The organism is Lysinibacillus sp. FN11, assembly GCF_024628845.1.
In the GTDB taxonomy this organism is placed as follows: domain Bacteria; phylum Bacillota; class Bacilli; order Bacillales_A; family Planococcaceae; genus Lysinibacillus; species Lysinibacillus capsici.
In genome coordinates this window covers 4209342-4233518 of the sequence record NZ_CP102383.1, presented here as the reverse complement: position 1 = coordinate 4233518, position 24177 = coordinate 4209342, and the positions used below count along the sequence as shown (strand labels likewise).

Here is a 24177-nt window from a genome sequence, read left to right as displayed (position 1 = left end):
AAAATATACAATCATTGAGGCAATGATGTATATTTTAGCTTTGTACTTACCAATTTGTATGGAAAACACCTTGTGCATCAACTCGTTCATACGTATGCGCACCGAAATAATCACGTTGAGCCTGTAACATATTAGCATTAGATGAACCTGTTCGATAACTATCGTAATATGTGAGAGAAGCACTTAAGCAAGGGAACGCGTTTCCTGCTTGGATGCTTTCACAAACTATTTTTCTTAATCCATTTTGATAGTCCATCGTCTTTTCTGCAAAGTATGGATCAATTAATAAATTATCTAGTGAAGGTTGATTTTGATAGGCTTCACTAATAACATTTAAAAATTCTGCTCTAATAATACAACCACTACGGAAAATTAATGCAATATCTTTTAATGGTAAATTCCATTCATAAAGCTCAGATGTCATTTTATATTGTGTAAATCCTTGCGCATAAGCACATATTTTCCCCATATAGAGGGCTTGGCGAACGTATTCAATCCAGACATCTTTCTCTAGATTTTGCTGATTGTAATTTGGTCCAGATAGTATTGCCTCTGCTCGAATTCGTTCTTCTTTTAATGATGAAATATAACGAGCGAATAAGGCCTCCGTAATAATTGATGTAGGAATACCATTATCTATGGATTGCAGGCTTGTCCATTTCCCAGTACCTTTTTGACCAGCTTTATCTAGAATCATATCAATTAGTGGTAATCCTGTTACCTCATCTTTTTTCCTTAAGATTTCAGCTGTTATTTCAATTAAATAGCTTTTCAATTCGCCCTGATTCCATGTTTCAAAAATAGTAGCAATTTCCTCAACGGATAATCCTATATTTTTTCTTAAAAACGTATAGGCTTCTGCAATGAGTTGCATATCTGCATACTCGATTCCATTGTGTACCATTTTAACGAAGTGACCTGCGCCCTTAGGACCAATATACGTACAGCATGGTGTATCATTTACCTGCGCTGCAATCTTTGTCAGTATAGGTGCTACTTTGTTATAGACCTCTTGATCACCACCAGGCATGATAGATGGGCCTGTCAATGCTCCAACTTCACCACCAGAAATACCAATCCCTAAATACCCGATTCCTAAAGCTTTAAGTTCATCGTATCTTCGCTCTGTATCTTTATAATGAGAATTGCCGCCATCCATAATGACATCGCCCTTTTCAAGGAAAGGCACTATTGACTGAATAACTGAATCTATGGCATTACCAGCTGTCACCATCAAAAAGATCTTTCTTGGTTTTTCTAAAGCTTGTACAAACTCTTCTATTTCATAGTAGGGAGAAAGCGCTTGTCCTTCGACTTTTTGTAGAAGTTTGTCGGTTAAATCCCGTGTGTAATTATAAACGGCTACTTGCTCGCCCTTATTAGCCATGTTTAAAGCAATATTACTGCCCATAACACCTAATCCAATAACGCCAATTGTGTTTAACATTGTACTTGCTCCTTTTTAAACATTTTTTAAACAAATAAACTAAGTAATAAAATAAATCCTAAGCCAGCCACAGATACAATTGTTTCTAGCAAGGTCCATGTAGCAAATGTTTCCTTCATGCTTAATCCAAAATACTCCTTAAACATCCAGAAACCAGCATCATTGACATGTGAAGCAATTAAGCTTCCTGCACCTGTTGCCAGTACGACTAAAGCAAGATTCACATCACTTTGACCTAACATTGGGATGACTAGCCCAGCTGTTGTTAAAGCAGCAACTGTAGCTGACCCTAATGAAATACGTAAAATAGCGGCAATAATCCATGCTAGTAAAATTGGCGATAAGGTAGTTCCATTGAAGAGTTCAGCTACATAATCACCAACACCACCATCAATTAATACTTGTTTGAAGGCGCCACCGCCCCCAATAATTAAGAGCATCATACCAATATGTGAGATTGCTGTCGTACATGATTCCATTACTTGCTTAATAGGAATTTTCCTTGCAATACCCATTGTATAGACAGCAACTAATAAGGAAATTAACATGGATGTACCTGCTTCACCGATGAAGCGGATACCTGCTAAGAAGCCATTATCCTCAAAGCCAATTGTTTTTTGCAACAGTGTAATAATAGTAGCAATGGACATCAAAATAACGGGTAATAGTGCAGTGAAAACACTTATTCCAAAACTCGGTGTGTCCTCTAGTTCAAATGTTTTTTGTTCACCTAGAGAGGCGATATTTCCAGTTTTGTTGAATGATTCAGGCACTAACCTTTTCGCTAATTTTGTAAATAAAGGCCCTGCTAAAATAACAGTCGGAATGGCAATGATAAAGCCGTAAAGCAATACCTCACCAATATTTGCCCCAAATTCACCAGCGATAACGGTTGGCCCTGGGTGTGGTGGCAAAAATCCATGTGTGACAGATAAGGCTGCGGTCATTGGAATTCCCAAATATAAAATAGAAACCTTTAATTGTCTTGAAATAGCGAAGACAATTGGGATTAATAGCACAAGACCTACTTCAAAGAACAGTGCGATACCGATAATAAAGGATGCTGCTACAACTGCCCATTGAATGTTCTTTTCTCCAAACTTATTCACAAGGGTCATGGCAATACGCTGTGCACCCCCAGAATCGGCAATTAATTTTCCTAGCATCGCACCAAGACCAAATATTAATGCCAAGTGGCCTAATGTTCCACCTAACCCTGCTTCAATCGTTTTTACGATGCCATCTAAAGGCATCCCAAGAGCTAATGCCACACCGAATGAAACAATGATTAATGAAATAAACGTATTTAATTTAAAGCCCATTATTAAAATTAACAGCGCGATAATACCAATACCTACAATAACTAATGGCATGTATTCTCCTCCTTTTTAGTTGGGCTTAATTAAGCTCCTTTGATACTGAGCAATTGACGAATAGTCGTCTGCTAATACTCTAGATAAACGAATGAAAATTGGGAGTAGCTGTCTATATTCTTTGGCCGCCTCTTCAATTGGCGTATGTTTATAAGTGTCTCCAACCATGTCAGCGACAACGTCAAAGGAATCGATTTGTCCAATAGCATATAAGCCTAAAATACAAGCGCCGAGACAGGAGCTTTCATAGCTTTCAGGAACTACCACTTCGGATTCAAAAATATCCGCCATCATTTGTCTCCAAATCTCAGAGCGTGAAAAACCACCTGTTGCTTGAATACGAGTGACGGGGCTTTCCATACATTCCAGTAATGCTAAATAGACAGTATATAAATTGTAGATAACCCCTTCGAGGGCAGCTCGTATCATATGCTCCTTTTTATGAGACATGGTTAAACCAAAAAATGAACCACGGACATCTGGATTCCATAAAGGCGCACGTTCACCTGATAGATAGGGATGGAATAGCAGTCCATCAGCGCCAGGTCTAACACGTTCAGCAATTTTCGTTAACACTTCATATGGATCAATACCTAATCTTTTAGCTGTTTCAATCTCTGAAGAGGCAAACTCATCGCGAATCCAGCGTAATACCATACCACCATTGTTTACGGGTCCACCAATAACCCAATGATTCTCTGTTAAGGCATAGCAAAAAATTCTACCCTTTACATCTGTTTTGGGCTTATCAATTATGGTACGGATAGCACCACTTGTCCCAATAGTGACAGCAATTTCGCCTTCTCGAATGGCGTTCACACCTAGATTAGAGAGCACGCCATCACTTGCGCCAATGACAAAAGGTGTTTGTGGGTCAATACCAATTTGTTTAGCTAAAAAGTCATTGCAATTCAAAAATAGTTGAGTTGTTGGTACAAGTGTTGATAATTGTGCTTTCGTAATACCTGCAACAGTTAAAGCTTCTTCGTCCCAATCTAAGGTATGGAGATTCATCATACCCATACACGAAGCTAATGAATAATCGACGACATATTGATCAAAAAACTTTTTAAAAATGTATTCTTTAATACCGATATATTTCTTTGTTTTGCGCGCGATTTCAGGATGTTCATGCACAAGCCAAGTAATTTTGCTTAGTGGTGACATTGGATGAATAGGTGTACCTGTTCTTTTATAAATTTCATGACCATTCCAATCAGCTTTAATTTTATGTGCCCATGCTTCACTACGATTATCTGCCCAAGTGATGACAGGTGTTAACGGTTGATCATTTTCGTCCATAGCGATCACACTATGCATAGCACTACTAAAGGAAACAAATAGTAATGGTTTATCAGAATGAACTTTCATAATGTTGGTAATGGCTTGTAGTACAGCTTGAAAGATTTCTTCTGGATTTTGTTCTGCTGTCGAAATATCCGGTGTATATAATGGATACCCAATATTTTCTTGTTGAATAACCTTCCCATGTTCACTAAATAATACGGCCTTAGTGCTAGTAGTCCCTATATCAACACCTAACATATAGTTAGTCATTTTGTGGCTCAACCCCTTTAGATAGCATCTGCTGTGACCGCCATAAATCTTCTACTTTACCTTGAACATCATCAAAATTTTCATGTAAGGACTTAATCATAAGCTCTCGATCTTTGGCTCTAATAGCATCAATATAGAGTTCATGATTTTTCACAATACGAGTAAAATCCTCATATTTCTCTTTAAAGCGCATGCGCATAGACAGCAAAATCAAGCCTTCCATTACTGGCTTTAAATTATTCCAAATCATGGTGATATAGGAATGTCCGATGGAGCGAATAATTGTCTCATGGAACATAACATCCTGATAAGAAAATTCGTCTGCATCGTTATACTTAATGGCAACCTTCATCATTTCTAATGTTTTGCTAAGTTCTAGTGCTAAGTTAGTTGTATCCATTTTTATGAGACGTTCAAACACAAAAGTTTCAATCAGCAATCGAACATCATAAATTTCTTCAATCTCTTTTTCCGATAAACCAATGACAACAGCACCCATTTTTTCCAATCGAATGATATTTTCAGAAGCTAATATTCTTAAGGCTTCACGAATGGGTGAACGACTTACTTCAAAATCAGCTGCTAGTTTGTTTTCTGAAAGAATGGTACCGCTTTCAATTAAACCTGAAATAATACGCATTCTAAGTTCATATGCTACACGATCGCCTGTTGAAGCCTTAGAAAGCCACTTTTGTGGATATAGATAATCATTATATTCGCTCATACTATCACCTTTTTTATTTTGAGTATACTTGTATACAAGTATTATAGTCAGAAAGAAAATAAGATTGCAAGCGACTTACTAGCAATCAAAAATTGAAAAGCCTCAACTCTATACTTAGCTAAAAAAATAATTAATGCACATTCTTTTTTACTGCTTGGACAAACTTTAGAATGAAAAGTTCATAAAACATATACAAGGTTTTAAAGCTTTTCAAATAATCGATGAAGGATGGTTATGTCAAATATGAATACAAATCGTAACAAATCAAATGGTACGAAAAGTGCAAATAAAACAAATCAACAGCGTCAGACACTTCATCGTGAGGAGTTTGGTGCTGAATTTGAGCTTGAATCAGCTTCAGCACAAATCAACAACTTTGCTGAAACCCAAGGAAAAACAGGTATCAAGCAACCAGTCAGTGAGAGGACTGCATGGCACTAATTTATATTTGACAACTATTCATGACATTGAGGGAGGACTAAGGCATGTGCCTTAGTTCTTTTATTATAACCTGGGAAATATTGTGTTTATTTTCTTCCATACATATTATCAGAGCATTTTATAATACTACATCTAGAGCAAAGAAAACATTGAGAAGGGAAGATATATACATTGGCTAAGCACTCCGATACAAGTTGGAAGCAGGATCATCCTAGCACATTGTTTAGTAACTCTGTGCAAAAGGCGGATCGTCTATTAAAGCATGCAAAGTCACATCCAGAGGAAATAGCAATAGAACATGCATTTAATCAGATTAAGCATGCTGAAAATGCACGTTTCAATGCAGAACAATATGGTGAACATTTGGATACTGTTCAGCAAAATAAAGAATATCTAGAGCAGATTAAACAACAATTACATGAAATGAAAAATGATACTGAATAAATAATAACAGTCAACAACGGCTTAAATTCACGTAGTGAGGTTTAAGCCGTTGTTCAAATATGATTAAATTAACACCAAACAATGATTTCATAGGGAGTGGTTTGAGCAGGAATACTCCTAGTGGTAGGGCCATAAACAACAATGAGGTTTCGATTGGCAGGACTATTGGTAAAAGGCTGCCCATTTTTAAGTGAAATAATCGTAGTAGGAGAAAGGTTTAATTGTAATTGTCCATCACTACTCAGTAATTGTTGATTAAAGAAATCTACCTTTACATTATGATAATTGCTTTCTTTAACAATAATCAAAGCACGATATTGAGGCGGGTAAATCATCGGTACAGGTGCATCCCCATCATAATAACCTGTTACCCATTCACCAGTTGTGACAATTTCACGATTAACAAAATAGGTGGAGGGAGAAATAATAAAATTGACAACTCCACCAGCACCATCTTCTAAGGTCATTATTTTATAACAACCGTTCTTATCTCCGTTTTGCCCAACAGGAAAATCACTGATTTGAGTGATAACACCTCGAAAAGATTTAAAATTAACCATACCCATTCCCTTCTTACATATTTCTCGTTTTTAGCGTATCATTTTAATTTATGTAGCATTATAAAATTAGGTGACAGACAATGAATAGAATGCTATTTGATAGCAATCAACTTATACTAAACATGCTTACTATTATGTCAGAGGAGTGGCATCTATTGAATTGGATTTCTAAAAATAAGAAAATCTTTCTATTGTTAATTTTCGTTGTTATTGTTGTCGCTGGTATACTGGATATTAAATATGAGGGATTTTTCTTTCAGCTATTACCTACATCAATACAAACATTTTTAACTAATTTATTTTGAAATGTGGAGAACCGTACCTAAAAGAGTGCGGTTTTTTCATTAGCAGAATTTTTGTCACAACATGCAACCAATTGTTTGGATTATCTACTTTATAAGTAAGAGTACATAAAAGGAGAAAATGCAAATGGACGATGAAAAAATAGTTGCTTTATATATACAACGCTCACAGCAGGCTATTTTGGAAACAAGGAAAAAATATGGAGCATACTGTAGAGTAATAGCAAGAAGAATCTTGGCAAATTTGAGGGATGTTGAAGAATGTGAGAATGATGCCTACCTAGCTGCATGGAATACAATCCCTCCACAGATACCAAGAAAACTATCTATTTTTTTAGGGAGAATCATACGTAATATTGCACTTGATAAGCATAGCTATAATACAGCCAAAAAGAGAAATAATGAGTTTGAGGTCATTCTCACAGAGCTGGAAGAATGTCTAGCTTCTTCTCATACGGTAGAAACATCCTATGAAGCGGGAGAGCTTGCTCAATACATTAGCCAATTTTTATATACCTTAGATGAACAATCTAGAAATATATTTATTCAGCGATATTGGTATTCCTATTCTATAAAAGATATTTCCTTACACTTTCAAATGAGTAGTAGTAAAGTTAAGTCCAACTTATTTAGGACACGTAAGAAACTAAGATTTTATTTGGAAGGCGAGGGGTTATATATATGAAAAAAGAGGAGTTATATCGTGAAATTGGATTTATAGAGGAAGAGTTAATTGAAGCAGCCAACTATGGAGTAAAGAAGAAAAGTTTTTCTAAAAAATGGCTTGCTGTGGTAATAAGTATGATGATCGTAAGCTCAGTTTTTACTGCCACAATAGCAGCAGCTTACTATAAACATCAAAATAATGAGCTTTATATTCGTTATTTATCAGCAGAGGATATGGAACTAATGCCAGCTACAAAATATGATGCAGATAAATTTCTAAAAGCTCTAGATAGTGACAAAGAGGAGTATATCTATATTGCAATAAATAGACTAGTAGAGAGCTATAATGATGAAAAGTTGAGGAATAAGGCGTTAAAGGCTATTCAACCATTTATAAAAAGTGATAACAAAAAAATTGCGAATGCGGCTATTTTTGCTGTCGATATTTTATCAGGAAGCTTTAAAAGTCAGCAGGTATATAAATTAGCAGATGGGAGCGTCTTCTTTACTTTATTCAATAATTATTCAGATTACGGAAGCCAAAATGTTCTTTGGCGTATAAAAGATGATGTGCTAGAGGCATATTCTAGCTTCTCCAGTCCATCAATGTATATTAAAGAAATAATCCCTTCACCTGATCAGAAATTAATTGCTATTGTCACGAACTCTAATAAAAGTGAATTTGTTGAAGTCATCAATGTGGAAGAGCGAATGGTAAGCCCAGAGTTAGTAGAATCTTCAAGAGTTAAATATGGTGCTGAGCAAGGGTTAGATACGTGGATACGAACAGATCATGAAAACTATAGCTATGTGGATCATCTTAGATGGAAGGGAGATGCTAGAATAGAATTTGAAGCTAGTCTCTCCTATGAGGATACGGCGATTATTAAAAACGTGGTAGTCACTTATGAAGTTAGCCAAAAGAAATTAACTGTTAAAGAAATTAAATAAGAAGCAGATAAAAACAGAAAACGTATTAAAGGTTTTCTGTTTTTTCAATAGTATTGTAGAAATAAATCAATTAAAAAGGGAGTGAATGATCAATGGCAAAATGGAAAATAGCCTTAGAAACGTTCCTGAAAGAATGGCAAGATAAAGAGGAAGTTATAGGAGCGCTCGTATGTGGGAGCTATATTACTGGAAATCCCTCTAAGCGCTCTGATATCGATGTTCATATTATTTTGGCGGATAATGTGGGGTGGAGGGAAAGAGGGAATCGTGTTATTGATGGTTTTTTAATTGAATACTTTGCGAATCCACCAAGTCAAATTCGTGGGTATTTCCAAGATGATTTTAAAAAAAGAAGAACCATGTCGATGGTCCAATTTAAAACAGGGAGAATTTTATTTGATTATACTGGAATAATAAATGATTTAAAATTTGAAGCAGAAGAATGGCTCAAAGAAAAATATAAAACAATGAATAAAACGGTCTTAGAAATAAAAAAATATGAACTATGGGATGCACTAGATAATTTAAAGGATTGTTATGAGCAAGATAAAATGAACTTTTCCTTTACCTACCATAACTCATTAGCCAATTTATTTTTGTTGTACTGTCAGTATTTAAATCTAGAAACGATACCCTTTTATCAAATCTATGCCTATCTTGAAGATCCAATTTACCTGCAAAAATATAGTAAGTCAGCATTTCCAGATGAGGACTTTAGAGAAATTTTTATGAGAGCAATGCATGAGGACAATGTTGAAAAGATGATGGCGTTATATGAAGCAGTAGTGGAGTATGTGTTCAGACAAATGGGCGGTTTTCATATAGATGGCTGGCATATAAAAAGCCCAATCGAAAGTTAATCTTTGGGTAAAGGAAAGTTAGTTCAGATACAAGACGAACTCCATATTTATATGTTATTATACAGATATAATAATAAAAAGAACCTATTTTTTATGAAAATGTCAACCATTTTTAGGCCGATTATTCCAATAAGCTTAAATAATTCAATTTTCATCTAGAACAAAAAGTGATTTTTTTGCTTGAATTATGATCGGAAAGTCTCGAAAAAAGCTGATAACTCTCATATAAATAGTTGATATTTTATTCTTGAACTAATTGTGATAAACTGCAATAAGGTAATAATTGATACAGAAATGGTGTGCTCCGAGGTTGCTCCATGGCTACAGTACTTCTAAAGTGGGAGTGCTTACATCCTTTCTGCAAATCTTAACATATAAGGAAGGTAAAAATGAGTAACAGACAAATTAAATCAGATGTTATCTTAATTGGTGCCGGAATCATGAGTGCAACTTTGGGAACATTACTCAAAGAATTAGCACCAGATTGGAAAATTACAGTGTTTGAAAAGCTTGAAAAAGCAGGCGAGGAAAGTTCTCACGAATTAAACAATGCGGGAACTGGACATGCTGCATTATGTGAGCTGAACTACACATCAGAGAAAAAAGACGGATCAATCGATATCAAAAAAGCGATTAATGTTAATGAACAGTTCCATGTTTCAAGACAGTTTTGGTCGTATCTTGTAAACAATAAGCTGATCAATAATCCACAAGACTTCATTATGCCTTTACCACATATGAGTTTAGTACAAGGGAAAGAAAATGTTGAGTTTCTAAAGAAACGTCATGAAACGATGACAAAAAATCCTTTATTTGAAGGAATGGAATTTTCTAATGACCCTGAAACACTAAAAAAATGGATTCCACTTATTATGGAAAATCGTCCTGCTGGTGAAGACATTGCTGCAACAAAAATTGACACTGGTACAGATGTTAACTTTGGTGCTTTAACACGTATGTTAATTGATCATTTAAAAGCAAAAGATGTAGATGTTAACTATAATCATAGTGTTGAAAGTTTAAAACAAGCTAGTGATGGTACATGGGAAGTACGTGTGCACGATTTAGACGGCTGTAAAATGGAATATCATTCAGCAAAATTTGTCTTCCTTGGAGCTGGTGGAGGAAGCCTAGAATTACTACAAAAATCAGGTATTCCTGAAGGGAAACATATTGGTGGATTCCCAATTAGCGGTTTATTCTTAGCATGTAATAATCCAGAAATAGCTGAACAACATCATGCAAAAGTATACGGAAAAGCAAAAGTTGGTGCTCCACCAATGTCGGTTCCGCATCTTGACACACGTTATATTGATAACAAGAAATCATTACTATTTGGACCATTCGCAGGTTTCTCTCCTAAGTTCTTAAAAACAGGTTCAAATATGGATTTATTTGCTTCTGTAAAACCGCATAATATCACAACTTTATTAGCTGCGGGCGTGAAAGAGATGGGCTTAACAAAGTATTTAATCCAACAGCTTATGCTTTCAAAAGAACAACGTATGGAAGAGTTACGTGATTTCATTCCAAATGCAAAAAGTGATGATTGGGATATTATCGTAGCTGGACAACGTGTACAAGTAATTAAAGATACAGAAGCTGGCGGTAAAGGAACACTTCAATTCGGTACAGAAGTTGTAAGTGCTTCTGATGGCTCGATTGCAGCTTTACTAGGAGCTTCACCAGGTGCATCTACAGCTGTACATGTTATGCTTGAGGTTCTTAATAAATGTTTCCCTCAACATATCAAGGAGTGGGAACCAAAAATTAAAGAAATGATTCCATCTTATGGTCTATCATTAGCAGAAAACCCTGAGCTTCTAAAAGAAATAAATGCAACAACAGATAAAGCACTTGGCTTAAAATAAAAGTAAGTCATGGTAAGCGTTTAAGAAATAGCTCTCAATCTATTCTGATTGAGAGCTATTTTTAATTTGAATAAATTCTTTCCTGGGAAATTATAAATCGTGTCCTGTGTTTTATGACACTATAGCTCTATGTCCCATTGTGATATAGATGGTAGTTTTCTATACTTTGTATATACATTAAGAAGGGAGCCAATCTATAGATGATTAAGCTACAAGATATTGGAACATTTCCAGAACTACCGGACCTTGCAATGTATATCTATACTGGTAATATTACGGCTTTGCAAGTTGCGAGGGATAAAGGCTGGAATATTGAAGAAGAGATATGTTTAAGTCAGCATATATCATTAAGCCCATTGGATTTAGCATTGATTGCACAAAGATTGGATGTAGTAAAATTATTAGTTGAATATGGGGTTAATTTAAATGTGGAAAAAAATCCTTCTTTTTTAAGGGCTGTTCGATATTGTAAAGAAAATATAGTACGTTACCTTGTTGAACAAGGAGCCAAATTAGATGGCTATAATCAAGTTGGATCTGGAGCCTATTCTCAGGCCTACTATGGCAATAAAAGAAATATCCCTCTTATTCATGAACTTGGACTTGATATAAAGCAGCATGGAGGTCCAGTATTGCGTCAGGCTGTGTCGAATTTTGATAAAAAAACAGTCACTTATTTACTTGATCAAGGAGTAGATATTAATTATCAAAAGCCTGATATGGTCTATCCCTATAAAGCAACACCATAAACAGTTGCAACACGAATGGGAAATATAGCTATGGTGAACTATTTGATTAAACGAGGTGCAAACGTCACTTTAGCGGAGAAAGATGGTGAGAGAGCTTATACAATTGCTGTACGTATGAAAAATATGGAACTAGCAAATTACTTAAAGGCTCTTGAACCAATAGAACTCCACACTATTGAAAACAAAAAAGAGACATTGAAAAAATACAAGTTACCAGATGAATTGATGAATTTTTTGTCAGGAGATCGACTGCATCTTGAGCTTGCACCAAATGATTTTGACATTCACTATATCGATTTTTTCAAACTAACTGATACAATTGAGATGATACTAGGTCATAGAAAGCTCCTCCTTCTTTCCGCAAATATCGACAATTACTCTGATTTGCAAATAGTCTGGAACCCAAAAGGAGAAGGCCAAATAGGGTGCTATGATGTGGAGCATGAGGAGTATGCTAATTTATGTAGTTTTAAAGAATTTATTGGTAGACCTGAAATATACCTTATCCGTTTTCTTGAAGGAGAGCTTTAGCAATGCTTAAAACTGCTGATAAAATTGTGAATCAACTTATTTAAAGTTGTTGAGAGTAAGCATATTCTATCTAAAAAATATGCTTACTTTTTTATTGCTTTATATTCGAAGATTTGACAAACAAAAAACAATAGAACGTTTAATATATGTGGCACAAAAGAACAATAGAAGAGCTACTAACAGGGCGAAGGGGATGCTGAACATAACAGGAAGGTCTACGCCATACCAAATGCCCATTTTAATTTGATCGACTCCGAATGTTCTTAAAAAACCAGCGATTATGGATAAGCCAGCGCTTAAAAGTAATCCAACGTAAAGTACAGATAATACCACTAAAGCTAATGAGCAAAAAAAAGTCTTTAGCATTTTTAGAAGTATCATTCTTTTTCCCTCCGTATAATGTGATGCACCTTTGAACTGGAAGCTATTGAATAATCATCCGTATAGTAAAGTGTCCCGATTACACTATTTTCCCCCACTTGGACGACTTCCCCTTCCACAAATTCTGCATTTGTATTAGATAATTGTAAATGCTTTCCACTAACTGTGTGACAACGTAATATTTTCTTAAATAACGGAAGAAGGGTAATCCTATCCTTTTCTATTATCACATTTTCAGCCCTTAACCTGTTAATTTCGCTTTCTCCCGATAACTTTAAATGAAAGTGATTTGCGATTATTTCCACAGCCTTGACTATTCCAATAGCATCAAATTGCTCGCTCTGTAATTTCTCTTCAACCATTAGCTTTCCAGAACTATTGATTTTTTGGATGAAACCATTACGTATTTTAATATTCCCGGCATTTGTAAGTTCTCCGATTTGGCAATAATTCTTTAGCTTACACGAGCCAGAGCTATTAAATATCTGCGCTGTAACTGGATAATAGAAGGAGCTATGACCATGAGTGGACACTTTTATTAAGTGTGCTTCTTGATGTAAAGATACAACTCCTCGAATGTTTAATTGTTCATAATCAGCATTCAAATGTTTAATTGTGCCGTTCGTTTGTGTAAGGGTACGGAGTTTTTGAAACATAAAATCACCTCATTATAATTTAATTAATATATATTTTAATTATTAAAATATATATTAATTAAATTATATGCTACTTCCATTTGTCAAGAACAAAAGCATTGCTTAAATTAAACAATAAAAAAAGGATTTCAATTTGTTGAAATCCTAAAAAATTTTATTCATTAATAGGTTTACTTCGCGTAAGATGTTGGCCATGTCTATGAGTTTATCCTGAGAAAACTTTAAAAAGATTTCTTGAACCTTCATGTCACCAATATTGGTTAAAGCCATTTTGACTACACGTCGATCATTATTTTCCCTAATTCTTTGTATGAGTTCGAGTTTTTCTAGTTTATCGCACATGGAAGTTACAGCTCCAGGTGTTACACTAAAGAATTCAGCAATTTCTGTTGCCTTCATCCCATTATTTATTTTTAGCTGTAGGAGCAATATTAATTGGTTTTGTGATAACGCTTCTCCTTCAGATAAAAGATCTACAAACATCTTCGACTTCTGCTGTATTTCCAGCATTTCTTTCATAATAATTTCTACATTGTTTAGATTTTCTGGCATATAATCACGTCCATTAAAATATTTAATAATTAAATTATATAGCAATTAAATAAATGGTACCAAGTGTAGAATTATTTTAAGAAATATTTATTTTTTAAAAGTCGTACGCATCCATTCGAAAAATCTCTCTTTTTCTTCGAACTGGGGGTAGTGAGCAGATTGTTCATATGCTATGAATTCTTTTTTCTTCGCGATAATTTGGTCGAAGTATTTTTTAGCGCTATTCGATGATGTTTGATAATCATAATCTCCCATTACAAAATAGAAAGGAAGAGTCAGTGAATTAACTTTCGCAGGAAGTGGGGACTGTAAGACTTCGTTTACTAAAACTTCTTGGGATAGGGATATCCCCTTGCTATAGCGAATAATATCTAACAAATTATATTCGGTACTAAAAAGCATCCCTAACATATTTCCATCAGGGTTAGTAATGAGTCTTGTAGCTCCACCGTATTTGCTCACTAAATGACGAGGCGTAAATGTTTTACCACTACTAATTTCCTCCATTAACCTTTGTAAATGTGCAACATCCTCTGTGTTACTCTTAAGTTGAGCCTGTTTGATCGTAAAGTGTAAACTGTCCATCTCACTTTCAATGGTATTACTCATTTGACCAATCCCTACATAGGCCTCATATTTTTCAGGAGCTTTAGCAGCTGCTTGTGTGGCAATATATGTACCGTAGGAATGACCAATTAAGATGATTTTTTCTTTATCTAGATCATTAGCAATATAGTCAGTCAGTGCTAGTAAATCCTCCACAAGCAAATCAGATGAAAGATTGGAGTAGTCCTCAAAAAAATGATAAGACTTCCCACTAGCCCTTTGATCATAATTCACCACTGTAAATTCGGTTTCCAATAAATCTTGATATTTTTTAGCGTAGGGTATTTCAGAGCAACCTGGTCCGCCATGGACAAAGAGGATTACAGGATTATTTTTGTTATGGCCCCGTATCATGATTTCATGGTCACTGCCGTTAATTTCTACCTGTTTTAGCGTACTGATGCTGTTCATGTCTTTTATAGATGATGTCCATGTTGGAAATACAAGTGCTAATAATAGTAAGGAAGTCATAATCAAGACAAGATATTTAATGAACTTTTTAATCCTTTTCATACAATACCTTCTTTACATGCGTTTCATAAAGCTAGCATGATACATTTTTCTTTTATACACATAAAAATACATACTCAGAGGCCACCAAAGGGTAACAAAAATAGGGTAAATCGCCCATATAACGCTTGGTGAAGAAACAACATTTACTGTAATGAAAAAGATACTTATTAGTATCGTAGCTGTAACGGAGAATGCTACAAAGGTTTTTCGTTGCGCATGATATAAAGCTAGAGGCCACCATATCACTAAAAAAGCAGGATAAATTGCCCAAGGGTAGTGAGGAGATACAATCATATTCAATATAGTGTAATAGATGATGGTAGAAGCACATCCAATTAGAGCTGTTTTTAACGTTTTTGCCTTTTCATCTAAGTACATGAGGATTGGCCACCAGATAATTGGATAAATCGCATAGACAAACCATAAATGATCTGGTGCGTAAATATAATTTTCAACTATTAAAAATGTAATAATTAAGGCACTACAAACAATTGAGTATTGTTTATACAATTTTTTAGCCATAAAGAATAACGTAATGGGCCAAAGTAGTAGCAATAAGCATGGATATACAAACCACATTGTTTGAGGAGATGTCGTATAATTAACAAACCCTAAAAAAATCATTGTCATCAAGCTCCCCACTATAGAAAAGTTTATAAAGTTTCTCATGTTTATTCACCCCATTTCTTACGAGACCACACGAAGTACATCGATAAAGGCCACCAAAGAATGGCGAAAATCGGATAGATTGCCCAAATAATATGTGGTGTGTAATAAAGATTAATAAAAATAAAAAATGCAATAATTAAGCCACTACCCCAAATTGAGAACTCTAAGTTTAATTTGGCCATGTTTTTCTTTGCTGGCTCTTTAACACCTAACTCTTGCTTTAAGTCTTCGATATCTCCAAATTCTACAATGGCTTTATTAATGGCATCCTCTTGTTCTTTACCCTGGTCTATCAAGTAAAATACTTTTTCTTCAAGATTTTCAATGATTTCTTGTTTAACCATTTCCGTTTCGTTATTTCGAGGAATGTCTTTAAAAAGCTCATCAATATGGTTTTTTATTCTTTTCATTCTAAGCCCTCCATAAATAAATCGATTATTTCCTTTACTTCCGACCATTCTTTCACTAGCTCATTTAAATAGGCCTTACCTAATGATGTAATACGGTAATACTTTCGTTTGCCTCCATGCGAGACATCTCCATAATAGGCTTCAATAATTTCCTTTTTTTCGAGACGTTGAAAAACTGCATACAAAGTTGCTTCCTTGATTTGAAACCGATTGTTTGTACGGAGACTTATTTCCTGAGAAATTTCGTAGCCATAACGGTCTTTTTCTGAAATTAACCGTAAAATAATCGAATCCAAATGTCCTCGGATAATATCACTGCGAACCATAAGTCACCTACTTTTTTATTGCTCTATCTGTCAGAGTAATAGTAGCAAACATTACTCTGTCTGTCAAAGTAATTTATTCCCCTTTTTTTACAATGATGATGAGACCTTCCTATAAAAAAACTCCATTCGCTAAAAAGCCCTTAAGGACAATTTCTTAGCGAATGGAGTTCGTCTACTCTTTTTACATATACAATGCAGCAAGAAAAATCCCTAAAGACTCCTCGTAAATGTCATCGAACTGACTGATTGGTAAAGGATTTGTACCACTTCCTAATTCAACAGTGAAGCCTGGTCTACGCCAATCTTGAATAAACCAATCCTTATAACCAGCATAGCTTCCAGCAGATTGAACGGGCTCATAGCCACTTACTCTACTAAATTCATTTACAAGCACCTCTGATTCGGGGGGCTCTAGATTTTCAAAGCCCCAATATATAACACGTCCCTGTGTATGAAATGCTAATACTCTTGAAAAATCACGCTGCTTGGTTAAATCAGCCATTGCAATGGCTTCAGGTTCAGATAGTGGTCTTTCACCACCATAATCTCTTGGCCCTGGTGTTGTTGGATTACGGGCACTTTCAAGCTCCCATTTGGCAGGGAATTGGTCATTCAAATCAATTCCATGAATATTTGCTTTCCAGCCAGAAAAATCAGCGTTATCATTATTCCATGCAATTAGTTGATTTCTTAATGCTTCATCATTTGGAGGGCCTTGTATTACTAAATCTACGCCATCAGGATTTACCATAGGAACGATAGAAAGGAATGTTTGCTGATAAAGAGAAGATGGAGAAATTCCACGAATACTACTATGATTGGTGAGGGCGAGCAAATAGTCATTCAAAAATGTTAGAATAATAGGTGTAGTAATCCATTCGTTTGCATGGAAGGAGCCATTATAGTGTACACGTTTTGCACCATGGCCAATTGACAGCTCAGGTAGCTCTTTCCCTAAAACGGAGCTGCCAATGTTTGAGCTTTGAAGAAAAGGATATGCGTCAAGGAGCTTTCTGAGATCGTTCATCATATGGGTATACGTGTAATTTTGCTTACCATTAACTAAACGCCATGTGATACGTTGGGGTATGCGAATCATTTGACCGATTTGTAAGCGATTTGGATTGAGATCAGGATTAACAAGCAATAGGGCGACTAGGGGAAGATTTCGGCTTTGGGCAATCTGCCAAAAAGAATCTCCTTGTTTAATTTGATAGTTGTTGGTCACAAAACCAGGAATACGAACCCGTTGTCCAACTCTTAAAAATTGAGGATTTATGTCTTCATTGGAATCTAAAATGAGTTGAAGAGGAATTTTAAATACCTCACTGAAATGCCAAAGTGAATCTCCTGGCCTTACGATAATATCCACATGTTTTCTCTCCTTAATTAGAAATGGTTCAATATAAAATGTATATGAAAAATGCATAGACTTATTAATACAAAATCAGCAAAATTTCTTTATTAAGAATCTAAAAGAGGATAAAATGAGTTATTTTTAGATGTATACTAGTAATCATAATAAAGTAAAAGAAAGGTAAGGGTAGGAAAACCAAATGTTAAATAGATTAAAAATGGGTATACGCTCAAAGATTACATTAGGTTATATCGTAATCATTCTTTGCTTACTTGCCACGGTTGTCATATTAAATAATCAAATTACATCTTTGCAGAAGGAAAGAAATTTTATTATTAAGTACGATTCCAATGTTCTAACTTTAACGAATGAAATTGAAAAATATATATTGGATATGGAATCAAGTCAACGTGCTTTCATCATTACGGGTAGGCAAAGTTATCTGGAACCCTATGATAATGCAGCTGAAAATTGGAAAATAGATTTTAATGAACTCTATCAACAAATGAAAGATAAACCAGCTCAACAGGACAAACTTAAAGAGATAGAGGAAACAATTGAACATTGGATTGCAACGTCAGGCGAACCAACTATTCAATATAAAAAGGATAATAATGTAGAAGCATTAAATGATTTTTTTAAAGTGGATAATGGTCGTCAGGATATGGAAAAAATGCGCAAATTATTCGATTCATTCCGTGCCACTGAAAATGCTTATACTCAGAAGAAGGCAAGTCAGTTAGACAAGCAAAATAGTAAATTAACTAGTGCTTTATTTGGGATCTTAATTTTAGTTTCTACAATAGCTATTGTCATCGCTAGTGGCATCTCCCGTTCAATTGTAAAAACGATAACGGAAGTAACACAAACCATTCAAGAAATAGCAGCTACAAAAGGTGATTTCACTAGAAGAATCCATGTGAATACAAATGATGAAGTGAATGAACTTGCTAATGCAACGAATACACTTTTAGAGTCAGTCGAAAAGAGAGAATGGCTACAAAGCAATGTAGCTGAAATCGTGACAAATTATCAAGGTATTTCAGCAATTACAAAATTAGCGGAGACCTTCCTATCAGAAGTAGCACAGAAAACCCAAGCATCTCTTGGAGCATTTTATGTTCGGGAAGTAACAGAGAACCAAGTACAGTTTGTGAAAAAGGCTGCTTTTGCTGACACGGATGATTGTGTTGGTATGGAGAGTTTCAAAATAGGACAAGGGTTAATCGGTCAATGTGCATTAGAAAAGAGAGTACTATTCTATGATAATATTCCGAGAGACTATCGTTTAATCAAAACTGGATTAGGTGAAATTAGACCACAAAATATTTTATTGATTCCTGTCATTTTTGAAAATGAAGTTATAGCGGTTGTTGAAATAGCAACAATGGCTAAATTCAGTAAGTTACAGCAAGAATTAGTGAGACAGGTTACTGAAACCTTTGGACTAACAGTTAATAGTGTTTTAGGGCGTATGGAAATTGTACGTCTATTGAATGAATCTAGAGCAATGACCGAGGAATTGCAGGTTCAATCAGAAGAGCTTCAGACTCAATCTGAGGAATTGCAAATGCAGACGGAAGAGCTGACAATGATTAATGAACAGCTTGAAGAACGCACGAAAGAGGCAGAATCTAAATCAAGAGAACTGGAGAAGGCGAAGAAGGAATTAGAAGAAAGTGCAGAGCAGCTTATCCTTAACTCTAATTACAAATCCGAATTTTTAGCCAATATGTCACATGAATTAAGAACACCTTTAAACAGCATATTAATATTATCGGAAATGCTAGCAGAAAATAGCCAACACAACCTAACAGACGAGGAAGCAGAGTTTGCTAAAGTTATTCATTCTTCAGGGGAGGACTTGCTTGCTCTAATCAATGACATATTAGATTTATCTAAAGTTGAGGCAGGGAAGCTTGATATTATTTTTAATGAGGTGAATATGAGCGAAGTACCTGTGCAAATAGAACACACCTTTGCACCAGTTGCGAGGAAGAAAAACGTAGCATTCCATATATCTAAGGCTGATCATGTAGTGGATGTATTCTATACAGATGAAAAGAGATTCCAGCAAATCTTAAAGAATTTATTATCGAATGCCTTTAAATTTACTGAGCAGGGATCTGTCACATTAGACATTAAACAGCTTACACCGCAACAACTAACCAATAATATGCAGGAGATAAGCAAGGATTGGTTAGAAATTACTGTTTCAGATACAGGAATAGGTATTCCAAAAGACAAACATCAGCTGATTTTTGAATCATTCCAGCAAGCAGATGGAGCTACGGTCCGAAAATATGGTGGAACGGGTCTGGGTCTTTCTATTTGTAAGGAGTTTGCTAAGTTACTTGGTGGCTGGATTACATTGCAAAGTGCTGAAGGACAAGGGAGTAGCTTTACGTTAACGCTTCCGAGCCTGCCAAATGGAATTGAAGAGGAGCATTGCCAAAAGCTTGCCATGAACGAAGTGGCTGTTACGATGGTGGAAGAGGAGCAAATAATAGAACAACCACAAGCAATGGAGGTAGCCCTTCAACAAGAGGTAGAGGTGTTTCAAGGGAAAAATATTTTAATAGTTGATGATGATAACCGTAATATTTATGCGCTAAAAACGGCTTTAGAAAAAAGAGGCATGCACATTCTAGTTGCTAAAGATGGGCTAGAATGTTTAGAGATCTTGCGAGCTAATCCAGATATCGATCTTGTACTGATGGATATAATGATGCCTAATATGGATGGCTATGAAGCGATGACTATTATTCGTCAGCAAATGAAACGTATTGATTTGCCAATCATTGCATTGACTGCTAAGGCGATGAAAAATGACCGTGATAAATCATTACAGGCAGGTGCATCTGATTATATTAGTAAGCCATTAAATTTGGATCAATTAATATCAGTTTTAAGAGTATGGTTAGTTTCTAAGGGGAGTTAATGAACATGGAACAATTTCAGCCTTTGGAGCAAAATATACAATTAAATAAGCATACAAATTTAGAAATTGATTTGTTACTAGAGGCTATTTATCGTTTATCGGGTTTTGATTTTCGGCAATATAATCGTTCATCCATTTCACGCAGAATCTACAATAGGATGGGGATAAATAACATCCCAACGATTTCACGTGTACAAGAAAAGGTCATTCATGATAAAGAATTTTTAGAGCAGATATTAAATGATTTTTCGATAAATGTAACGGAGATGTTCCGTAACCCTAGCTTTTTTAAAGCCTTTCGTGAAACGGTCATCCCTGTTTTACGAGAATATCCAGAAATCCGTATTTGGCATGCAGGGTGTGCAACAGGTGAAGAAGTATATTCGATGGCTATCTTGCTTCAGGAAGAGGGGCTAATAGAGAGATCTGTTATTTATGCAACAGATATGAACGAGCAAGTATTAGAAAAAGCTAAGAAGGGAGCCTTTCCAATTCATAAAATGCAGGCATATACAAAAAACTATATGCTTGCTGGAGGAGCCCATGCTTTTTCAGAATACTATCAAACAGATTATCAATATGCTTACTTTCATCCAACATTATTGAAAAATATTATTTTTGCTCAACATAATTTAGTAACAGATCATTCATTTAATGAATTTCATGTCGTTCTGTGCAGAAATGTTCTTATTTATTTTTCACCTAAGCTGCAGAGCCAGGTACACCAATTATTTTATGAAAGTCTAAGTGACAAAGGTTTTTTATGCTTAGGGGATAAAGAAACATTGCGATTTGAAGAGGTTATTTCCAAGTATAAGGATATTTCTGGAAGCGAAAGAATTTATCAAAAAATGTTTTAGTGAGTAAGAGGCTATCTTTAACGGATAGCCTCTGCTTTTTTATATAGTTTTAGAGCTAGCTTGAATCATTAAAACACACATGTCATCAGGCTGATTCTCTTGTTTATCCTTAGGCAAAAGGTTATCGATTAGGCATTGCGAATAATCCCATTTGGAGGATGTTAGCGTTTGCAAATGCTTTTCTGATTCTAATTCACAGGGTCCCATTGCCTCTAATACACCGTCTGTAAATAACACGATTTGAATGTCATGCTCATATTGAATATATTGCTTTTTCACTTTTATTTCATCGAAGAAACCGACTGCACAGCTACCCTGATCTAATGGAATACATGTTTTTTCATCGATTAGTGCATATCCAGGAGGATGGCCAGCATTTATGTACTCGACTGTTTTTTGCTCTGTATCAATGATTAAATAAATCGCTGTAAAATAATAAAGATTATTCTCTTTCCCATCTTGTAATAGCGTCATATACCGATTCAGTTCTTGGATGACAAGTTCAGGTTCCACCAATTGTTTAACCGCCTCTCTTAGAACAGAGGAGATGAACATACAAACCAACGCTGCAGATATACCATGACCCATCATATCCAATAATATTATGGCATAACGATGATCGTCTATTTTGTACCAATAATACATATCTCCTGCCAAATTAGAGGATGGCAAATATGAAACTTCAATACGGATGTCATTCTCATTTAACGGTGGGCTAAGAAGACTTCTTTGTACATGGGTTGCTAAATCTAGCTCATATTGTATTTTCTTTTCATGCTGTGTGTGCCAGTCTAATTCTGCCTTTAAACGTAAGGCAACACGCATTCTGGCCAGCAGCTCTGTTTTATTAATTGGTTTAGTAATATAATCTACACCACCAATGTCTAGGGCTTCTGCCAGTTTGTTTTTATCCTCGAGTGCTGTAACGAAAATGATTTGAATATCTTTCAATCTCTCATTTTGCTTAATGCGTTTGCAGGCCTCAATACCATCTACTTCCGGCATCATAATATCTAACAAAATTAAATCTACTGAATTTCCTGTCGGATTGGGTGCATCTAATTGTAAATAATCAAATAGCTCATAAGCAGATGAAAGAGAAACACAGTTATCATAACCTGCATTTTTTAGTATTTTCTCAATGACAAATAAATTGACTTGATTGTCATCTACTAGAAGAATGGTCATAGTACTTTCCCCTTACTCTGATTGAATTGTGCAGATTATTTTTCACATATATAAAATACTTTCAACTTTATCATTATACAAAACATCAGAGAATAAAGGTATTTTGGCGATTTTAATGTAAGGTTTACTAGGTATATGAAGTAGAAGGGCGTTATATTTTCGCTTTTTTAAATCCTTGGTAGATATCAAATGCATTTGCTAAAACAGCAATAATCATACTGACAAGTAGGATTTTATCAATAGTGAAGGCAACTTTAGCTGAGGTTGTGTCTGTAATAGCCGCAATATAAGGGATAGAGGCGCTGTGAATAAAATCTTGGTGTATAACTATTAAAATAAACACAATCGTTCCAACACTTTGAAGTAGTGCATTAGTGAAGGCGATAGGCATTGTCCACTGTCCTGCACGCCATTTTAATAAGGTTAAAGTGAGACTTAGGATAATACATAGTAAGACCATGGGAACAAACGATTGTAAAATATTTTGATTAAAGATAGGCATTACAAATTTTAAGCTGCCGTTGTCATTTGTTGTATAAATACCTAAAAGACGATAGGCATTCCAGTAAACAAAAGAAAAAATAAGTATCCCTAAAAGGCTAAAAATCGTATCACTTATAGGAATAATTTTATCTTTGGGAATTCTTTTAATTTGTACTAAATCATCAGGTGACCATGGCTTGGTATCTCTCAGAAAAGGGATCGAAAGCTTTTCAGCCCCAGAACGGTCCTTAATAATAAAAATAACCGTAACCCAAAACAAAACGTGAAATAACACAGCAATAATTGCAGCAATAATCCCGACAAATGCTGTAATAATGGTTGTGAGAAGTGCTTCTTCTCCAGAATAGAGAACAATTTTCTCTATTATTTGAACAATGATTGTAATAAGAATTGCCCAAGGAATAATTAGCTTGATGGTTCTTGTATATTGTTCAAAATTCTTTGGACCAATTAAAAAGTGGGGAGTATCCCGATAGCTTGCTGCAACTTCTACTGGGCTTCCAAGCTTCCTGAGTACTCCCTTCACTTCGGATTCAGAATATTGCTCTGGCAGCATATCCTCAATAGTAGCCTTTAGTTCAACCTTGATTTTCTCACGTTTATTTTTATGTAGCCTTTTAGTCACTTCGTGAATATATGAATCAATTAAAGTCATACATTTTCCTCCTTTAATCATTTTCAGTACTCATTAATTGGTCGTGGTAATATATGTTATTATGGGGTATAAAAATTAATATG

23 protein-coding genes and 1 pseudogene are annotated in these 24177 nt (G+C 35.2%); 10 read left to right on the top strand and 14 right to left on the bottom strand.

Annotated features, from left to right (window positions below):
- Nucleotides 1-46: 46 nt before the first annotated feature.
- The 4 genes from gnd to NP781_RS22280 are packed head-to-tail and all read right to left on the bottom strand — an operon-like array spanning nucleotide 47 to nucleotide 5101.
- Nucleotides 47-1447, bottom strand: a complete 1401-nt coding sequence (gene gnd / locus NP781_RS22295; RefSeq protein WP_257520849.1) for a decarboxylating NADP(+)-dependent phosphogluconate dehydrogenase — start codon at nucleotides 1445-1447, stop codon at nucleotides 47-49.
- A 26-nt stretch (nucleotides 1448-1473) separates the two neighbouring features.
- Nucleotides 1474-2820, bottom strand: a complete 1347-nt coding sequence (locus NP781_RS22290; RefSeq protein WP_257520848.1) for a GntP family permease — start codon at nucleotides 2818-2820, stop codon at nucleotides 1474-1476.
- A 15-nt stretch (nucleotides 2821-2835) separates the two neighbouring features.
- Nucleotides 2836-4377 carry a gluconokinase gene (gene gntK / locus NP781_RS22285; protein WP_257520847.1) on the bottom strand — a complete coding sequence of 514 codons (1542 nt, stop codon included), beginning with the start codon at nucleotides 4375-4377 and terminating at the stop codon, nucleotides 2836-2838.
- Nucleotides 4370-5101: a GntR family transcriptional regulator gene (locus NP781_RS22280; protein WP_036077885.1), complete on the bottom strand. Its 732-nt coding sequence runs from the start codon at nucleotides 5099-5101 to the stop codon at nucleotides 4370-4372. Before NP781_RS22280 ends, gntK begins: the two co-directional genes overlap by 8 nt.
- A gap of 234 nt (nucleotides 5102-5335) precedes the next feature.
- On the opposite strand from NP781_RS22280, the gene NP781_RS22275 reads away from it, so the two are divergent.
- Nucleotides 5336-5542, top strand: a complete 207-nt coding sequence (locus NP781_RS22275; protein ID WP_221682436.1) for a hypothetical protein — start codon at nucleotides 5336-5338, stop codon at nucleotides 5540-5542.
- A gap of 171 nt (nucleotides 5543-5713) precedes the next feature.
- A complete protein-coding gene (locus tag NP781_RS22270; RefSeq protein ID WP_004233441.1) occupies nucleotides 5714-5986 on the top strand; it encodes a hypothetical protein in 273 nt (90 codons plus the stop codon).
- A gap of 68 nt (nucleotides 5987-6054) precedes the next feature.
- On the opposite strand, the gene NP781_RS22265 is transcribed toward NP781_RS22270, so the two are convergent.
- Nucleotides 6055-6546, bottom strand: coding sequence for a hypothetical protein (locus tag NP781_RS22265; protein WP_257520846.1), 492 nt, complete (start codon nucleotides 6544-6546; stop codon nucleotides 6055-6057).
- An 80-nt stretch (nucleotides 6547-6626) separates the two neighbouring features.
- On the opposite strand from NP781_RS22265, the gene NP781_RS22260 reads away from it, so the two are divergent.
- The 6 genes and pseudogenes from NP781_RS22260 (at nucleotide 6627) to NP781_RS22235 (ending at nucleotide 12476) form a co-directional block, all read left to right on the top strand.
- On the top strand, nucleotides 6627-6851 hold the full coding sequence (locus NP781_RS22260; RefSeq protein WP_257520845.1) for a hypothetical protein: 225 nt from the start codon (nucleotides 6627-6629) through the stop codon (nucleotides 6849-6851).
- Between the two features lie 124 nt (nucleotides 6852-6975).
- Complete coding sequence (locus NP781_RS22255; RefSeq protein ID WP_221682433.1) at nucleotides 6976-7533, top strand: RNA polymerase sigma factor; 558 nt, start codon at nucleotides 6976-6978, stop codon at nucleotides 7531-7533.
- Nucleotides 7530-8465, top strand: a complete 936-nt coding sequence (locus NP781_RS22250; protein ID WP_257520844.1) for a hypothetical protein — start codon at nucleotides 7530-7532, stop codon at nucleotides 8463-8465. Before NP781_RS22255 ends, NP781_RS22250 begins: the two co-directional genes overlap by 4 nt.
- 92 nt (nucleotides 8466-8557) lie before the next feature.
- Nucleotides 8558-9325 (top strand): nucleotidyltransferase domain-containing protein, encoded by a 768-nt coding sequence (locus tag NP781_RS22245; RefSeq protein ID WP_221682431.1) that lies wholly within the window; start codon nucleotides 8558-8560, stop codon nucleotides 9323-9325.
- A 389-nt stretch (nucleotides 9326-9714) separates the two neighbouring features.
- Entirely contained in the window at nucleotides 9715-11196 is a 1482-nt protein-coding gene (locus NP781_RS22240) for a malate:quinone oxidoreductase (protein ID WP_221682430.1), read from the top strand.
- A gap of 200 nt (nucleotides 11197-11396) precedes the next feature.
- Nucleotides 11397-12476: pseudogene (locus NP781_RS22235) on the top strand (ankyrin repeat domain-containing protein).
- 377 nt (nucleotides 12477-12853) lie between these two features.
- Here NP781_RS22235 and NP781_RS22230 read toward each other — a convergent pair.
- From NP781_RS22230 to NP781_RS22200, 7 genes are all read right to left on the bottom strand, one after another.
- Complete coding sequence (locus NP781_RS22230) at nucleotides 12854-13513, bottom strand: hypothetical protein (RefSeq protein ID WP_257520843.1); 660 nt, start codon at nucleotides 13511-13513, stop codon at nucleotides 12854-12856.
- Nucleotides 13514-13657: 144 nt separating this feature from the next.
- Nucleotides 13658-14065: a MarR family transcriptional regulator gene (locus tag NP781_RS22225; RefSeq protein ID WP_004233459.1), complete on the bottom strand. Its 408-nt coding sequence runs from the start codon at nucleotides 14063-14065 to the stop codon at nucleotides 13658-13660.
- An 87-nt stretch (nucleotides 14066-14152) separates the two neighbouring features.
- Nucleotides 14153-15184, bottom strand: a complete 1032-nt coding sequence (locus tag NP781_RS22220; RefSeq protein WP_221682426.1) for an alpha/beta fold hydrolase — start codon at nucleotides 15182-15184, stop codon at nucleotides 14153-14155.
- A 12-nt stretch (nucleotides 15185-15196) separates the two neighbouring features.
- Nucleotides 15197-15814, bottom strand: a complete 618-nt coding sequence (locus NP781_RS22215; protein WP_255601670.1) for a hypothetical protein — start codon at nucleotides 15812-15814, stop codon at nucleotides 15197-15199.
- Between the two features lie 41 nt (nucleotides 15815-15855).
- On the bottom strand, nucleotides 15856-16263 hold the full coding sequence (locus NP781_RS22210) for a permease prefix domain 1-containing protein (protein ID WP_004233467.1): 408 nt from the start codon (nucleotides 16261-16263) through the stop codon (nucleotides 15856-15858).
- Nucleotides 16260-16589, bottom strand: a complete 330-nt coding sequence (locus NP781_RS22205; protein WP_004233468.1) for a PadR family transcriptional regulator — start codon at nucleotides 16587-16589, stop codon at nucleotides 16260-16262. Before NP781_RS22205 ends, NP781_RS22210 begins: the two co-directional genes overlap by 4 nt.
- 181 nt (nucleotides 16590-16770) lie before the next feature.
- Nucleotides 16771-17961 (bottom strand): M14 family metallopeptidase, encoded by a 1191-nt coding sequence (locus tag NP781_RS22200; RefSeq protein WP_221682424.1) that lies wholly within the window; start codon nucleotides 17959-17961, stop codon nucleotides 16771-16773.
- A gap of 184 nt (nucleotides 17962-18145) precedes the next feature.
- Here NP781_RS22200 and NP781_RS22195 point away from each other — a divergent pair, with 184 nt between their 5' ends.
- On the top strand, nucleotides 18146-20887 hold the full coding sequence (locus tag NP781_RS22195; protein WP_257520842.1) for an ATP-binding protein: 2742 nt from the start codon (nucleotides 18146-18148) through the stop codon (nucleotides 20885-20887).
- A gap of 5 nt (nucleotides 20888-20892) precedes the next feature.
- Complete coding sequence (locus tag NP781_RS22190) at nucleotides 20893-21747, top strand: CheR family methyltransferase (protein ID WP_221682422.1); 855 nt, start codon at nucleotides 20893-20895, stop codon at nucleotides 21745-21747.
- A gap of 39 nt (nucleotides 21748-21786) precedes the next feature.
- Here NP781_RS22190 and NP781_RS22185 read toward each other — a convergent pair whose 3' ends face one another.
- Together NP781_RS22185 and NP781_RS22180 are read right to left on the bottom strand one after the other, a co-directional pair.
- Nucleotides 21787-22935 carry a SpoIIE family protein phosphatase gene (locus tag NP781_RS22185; protein ID WP_221682421.1) on the bottom strand — a complete coding sequence of 383 codons (1149 nt, stop codon included), beginning with the start codon at nucleotides 22933-22935 and terminating at the stop codon, nucleotides 21787-21789.
- A gap of 151 nt (nucleotides 22936-23086) precedes the next feature.
- Nucleotides 23087-24094 carry a hypothetical protein gene (locus NP781_RS22180; protein ID WP_257520841.1) on the bottom strand — a complete coding sequence of 336 codons (1008 nt, stop codon included), beginning with the start codon at nucleotides 24092-24094 and terminating at the stop codon, nucleotides 23087-23089.
- Between the last annotated feature and the right edge of the window lie 83 nt (nucleotides 24095-24177).

Bases quoted from the DNA above. Each gene is read 5' to 3' on its own strand.
- NP781_RS22275 (WP_221682436.1), top strand. From the start codon at position 5,336: ATGTCAAATATGAATACAAATCGTAACAAATCAAATGGTACGAAAAGT.
- NP781_RS22215 (WP_255601670.1), bottom strand. From the start codon at position 15,814: ATGACAATGATTTTTTTAGGGTTTGTTAATTATACGACATCTCCTCAA.
- NP781_RS22205 (WP_004233468.1), bottom strand. From the start codon at position 16,589: ATGGTTCGCAGTGATATTATCCGAGGACATTTGGATTCGATTATTTTA.
- gnd (WP_257520849.1), bottom strand. From the start codon at position 1,447: ATGTTAAACACAATTGGCGTTATTGGATTAGGTGTTATGGGCAGTAAT.
- NP781_RS22260 (WP_257520845.1), top strand. From the start codon at position 6,627: ATGAATAGAATGCTATTTGATAGCAATCAACTTATACTAAACATGCTT.
- NP781_RS22225 (WP_004233459.1), bottom strand. From the start codon at position 14,065: ATGCCAGAAAATCTAAACAATGTAGAAATTATTATGAAAGAAATGCTG.
- NP781_RS22230 (WP_257520843.1), bottom strand. From the start codon at position 13,513: ATGTTTCAAAAACTCCGTACCCTTACACAAACGAACGGCACAATTAAA.
- NP781_RS22185 (WP_221682421.1), bottom strand. From the start codon at position 22,935: ATGACCATTCTTCTAGTAGATGACAATCAAGTCAATTTATTTGTCATT.
- NP781_RS22250 (WP_257520844.1), top strand. From the start codon at position 7,530: ATGAAAAAAGAGGAGTTATATCGTGAAATTGGATTTATAGAGGAAGAG.
- NP781_RS22280 (WP_036077885.1), bottom strand. From the start codon at position 5,101: ATGAGCGAATATAATGATTATCTATATCCACAAAAGTGGCTTTCTAAG.
- NP781_RS22240 (WP_221682430.1), top strand. From the start codon at position 9,715: ATGAGTAACAGACAAATTAAATCAGATGTTATCTTAATTGGTGCCGGA.
- NP781_RS22190 (WP_221682422.1), top strand. From the start codon at position 20,893: ATGGAACAATTTCAGCCTTTGGAGCAAAATATACAATTAAATAAGCAT.
- NP781_RS22210 (WP_004233467.1), bottom strand. From the start codon at position 16,263: ATGAAAAGAATAAAAAACCATATTGATGAGCTTTTTAAAGACATTCCT.
- gntK (WP_257520847.1), bottom strand. From the start codon at position 4,377: ATGACTAACTATATGTTAGGTGTTGATATAGGGACTACTAGCACTAAG.
- NP781_RS22195 (WP_257520842.1), top strand. From the start codon at position 18,146: ATGTTAAATAGATTAAAAATGGGTATACGCTCAAAGATTACATTAGGT.
- NP781_RS22220 (WP_221682426.1), bottom strand. From the start codon at position 15,184: ATGAAAAGGATTAAAAAGTTCATTAAATATCTTGTCTTGATTATGACT.
- NP781_RS22180 (WP_257520841.1), bottom strand. From the start codon at position 24,094: ATGACTTTAATTGATTCATATATTCACGAAGTGACTAAAAGGCTACAT.
- NP781_RS22265 (WP_257520846.1), bottom strand. From the start codon at position 6,546: ATGGTTAATTTTAAATCTTTTCGAGGTGTTATCACTCAAATCAGTGAT.
- NP781_RS22290 (WP_257520848.1), bottom strand. From the start codon at position 2,820: ATGCCATTAGTTATTGTAGGTATTGGTATTATCGCGCTGTTAATTTTA.
- NP781_RS22245 (WP_221682431.1), top strand. From the start codon at position 8,558: ATGGCAAAATGGAAAATAGCCTTAGAAACGTTCCTGAAAGAATGGCAA.
- NP781_RS22255 (WP_221682433.1), top strand. From the start codon at position 6,976: ATGGACGATGAAAAAATAGTTGCTTTATATATACAACGCTCACAGCAG.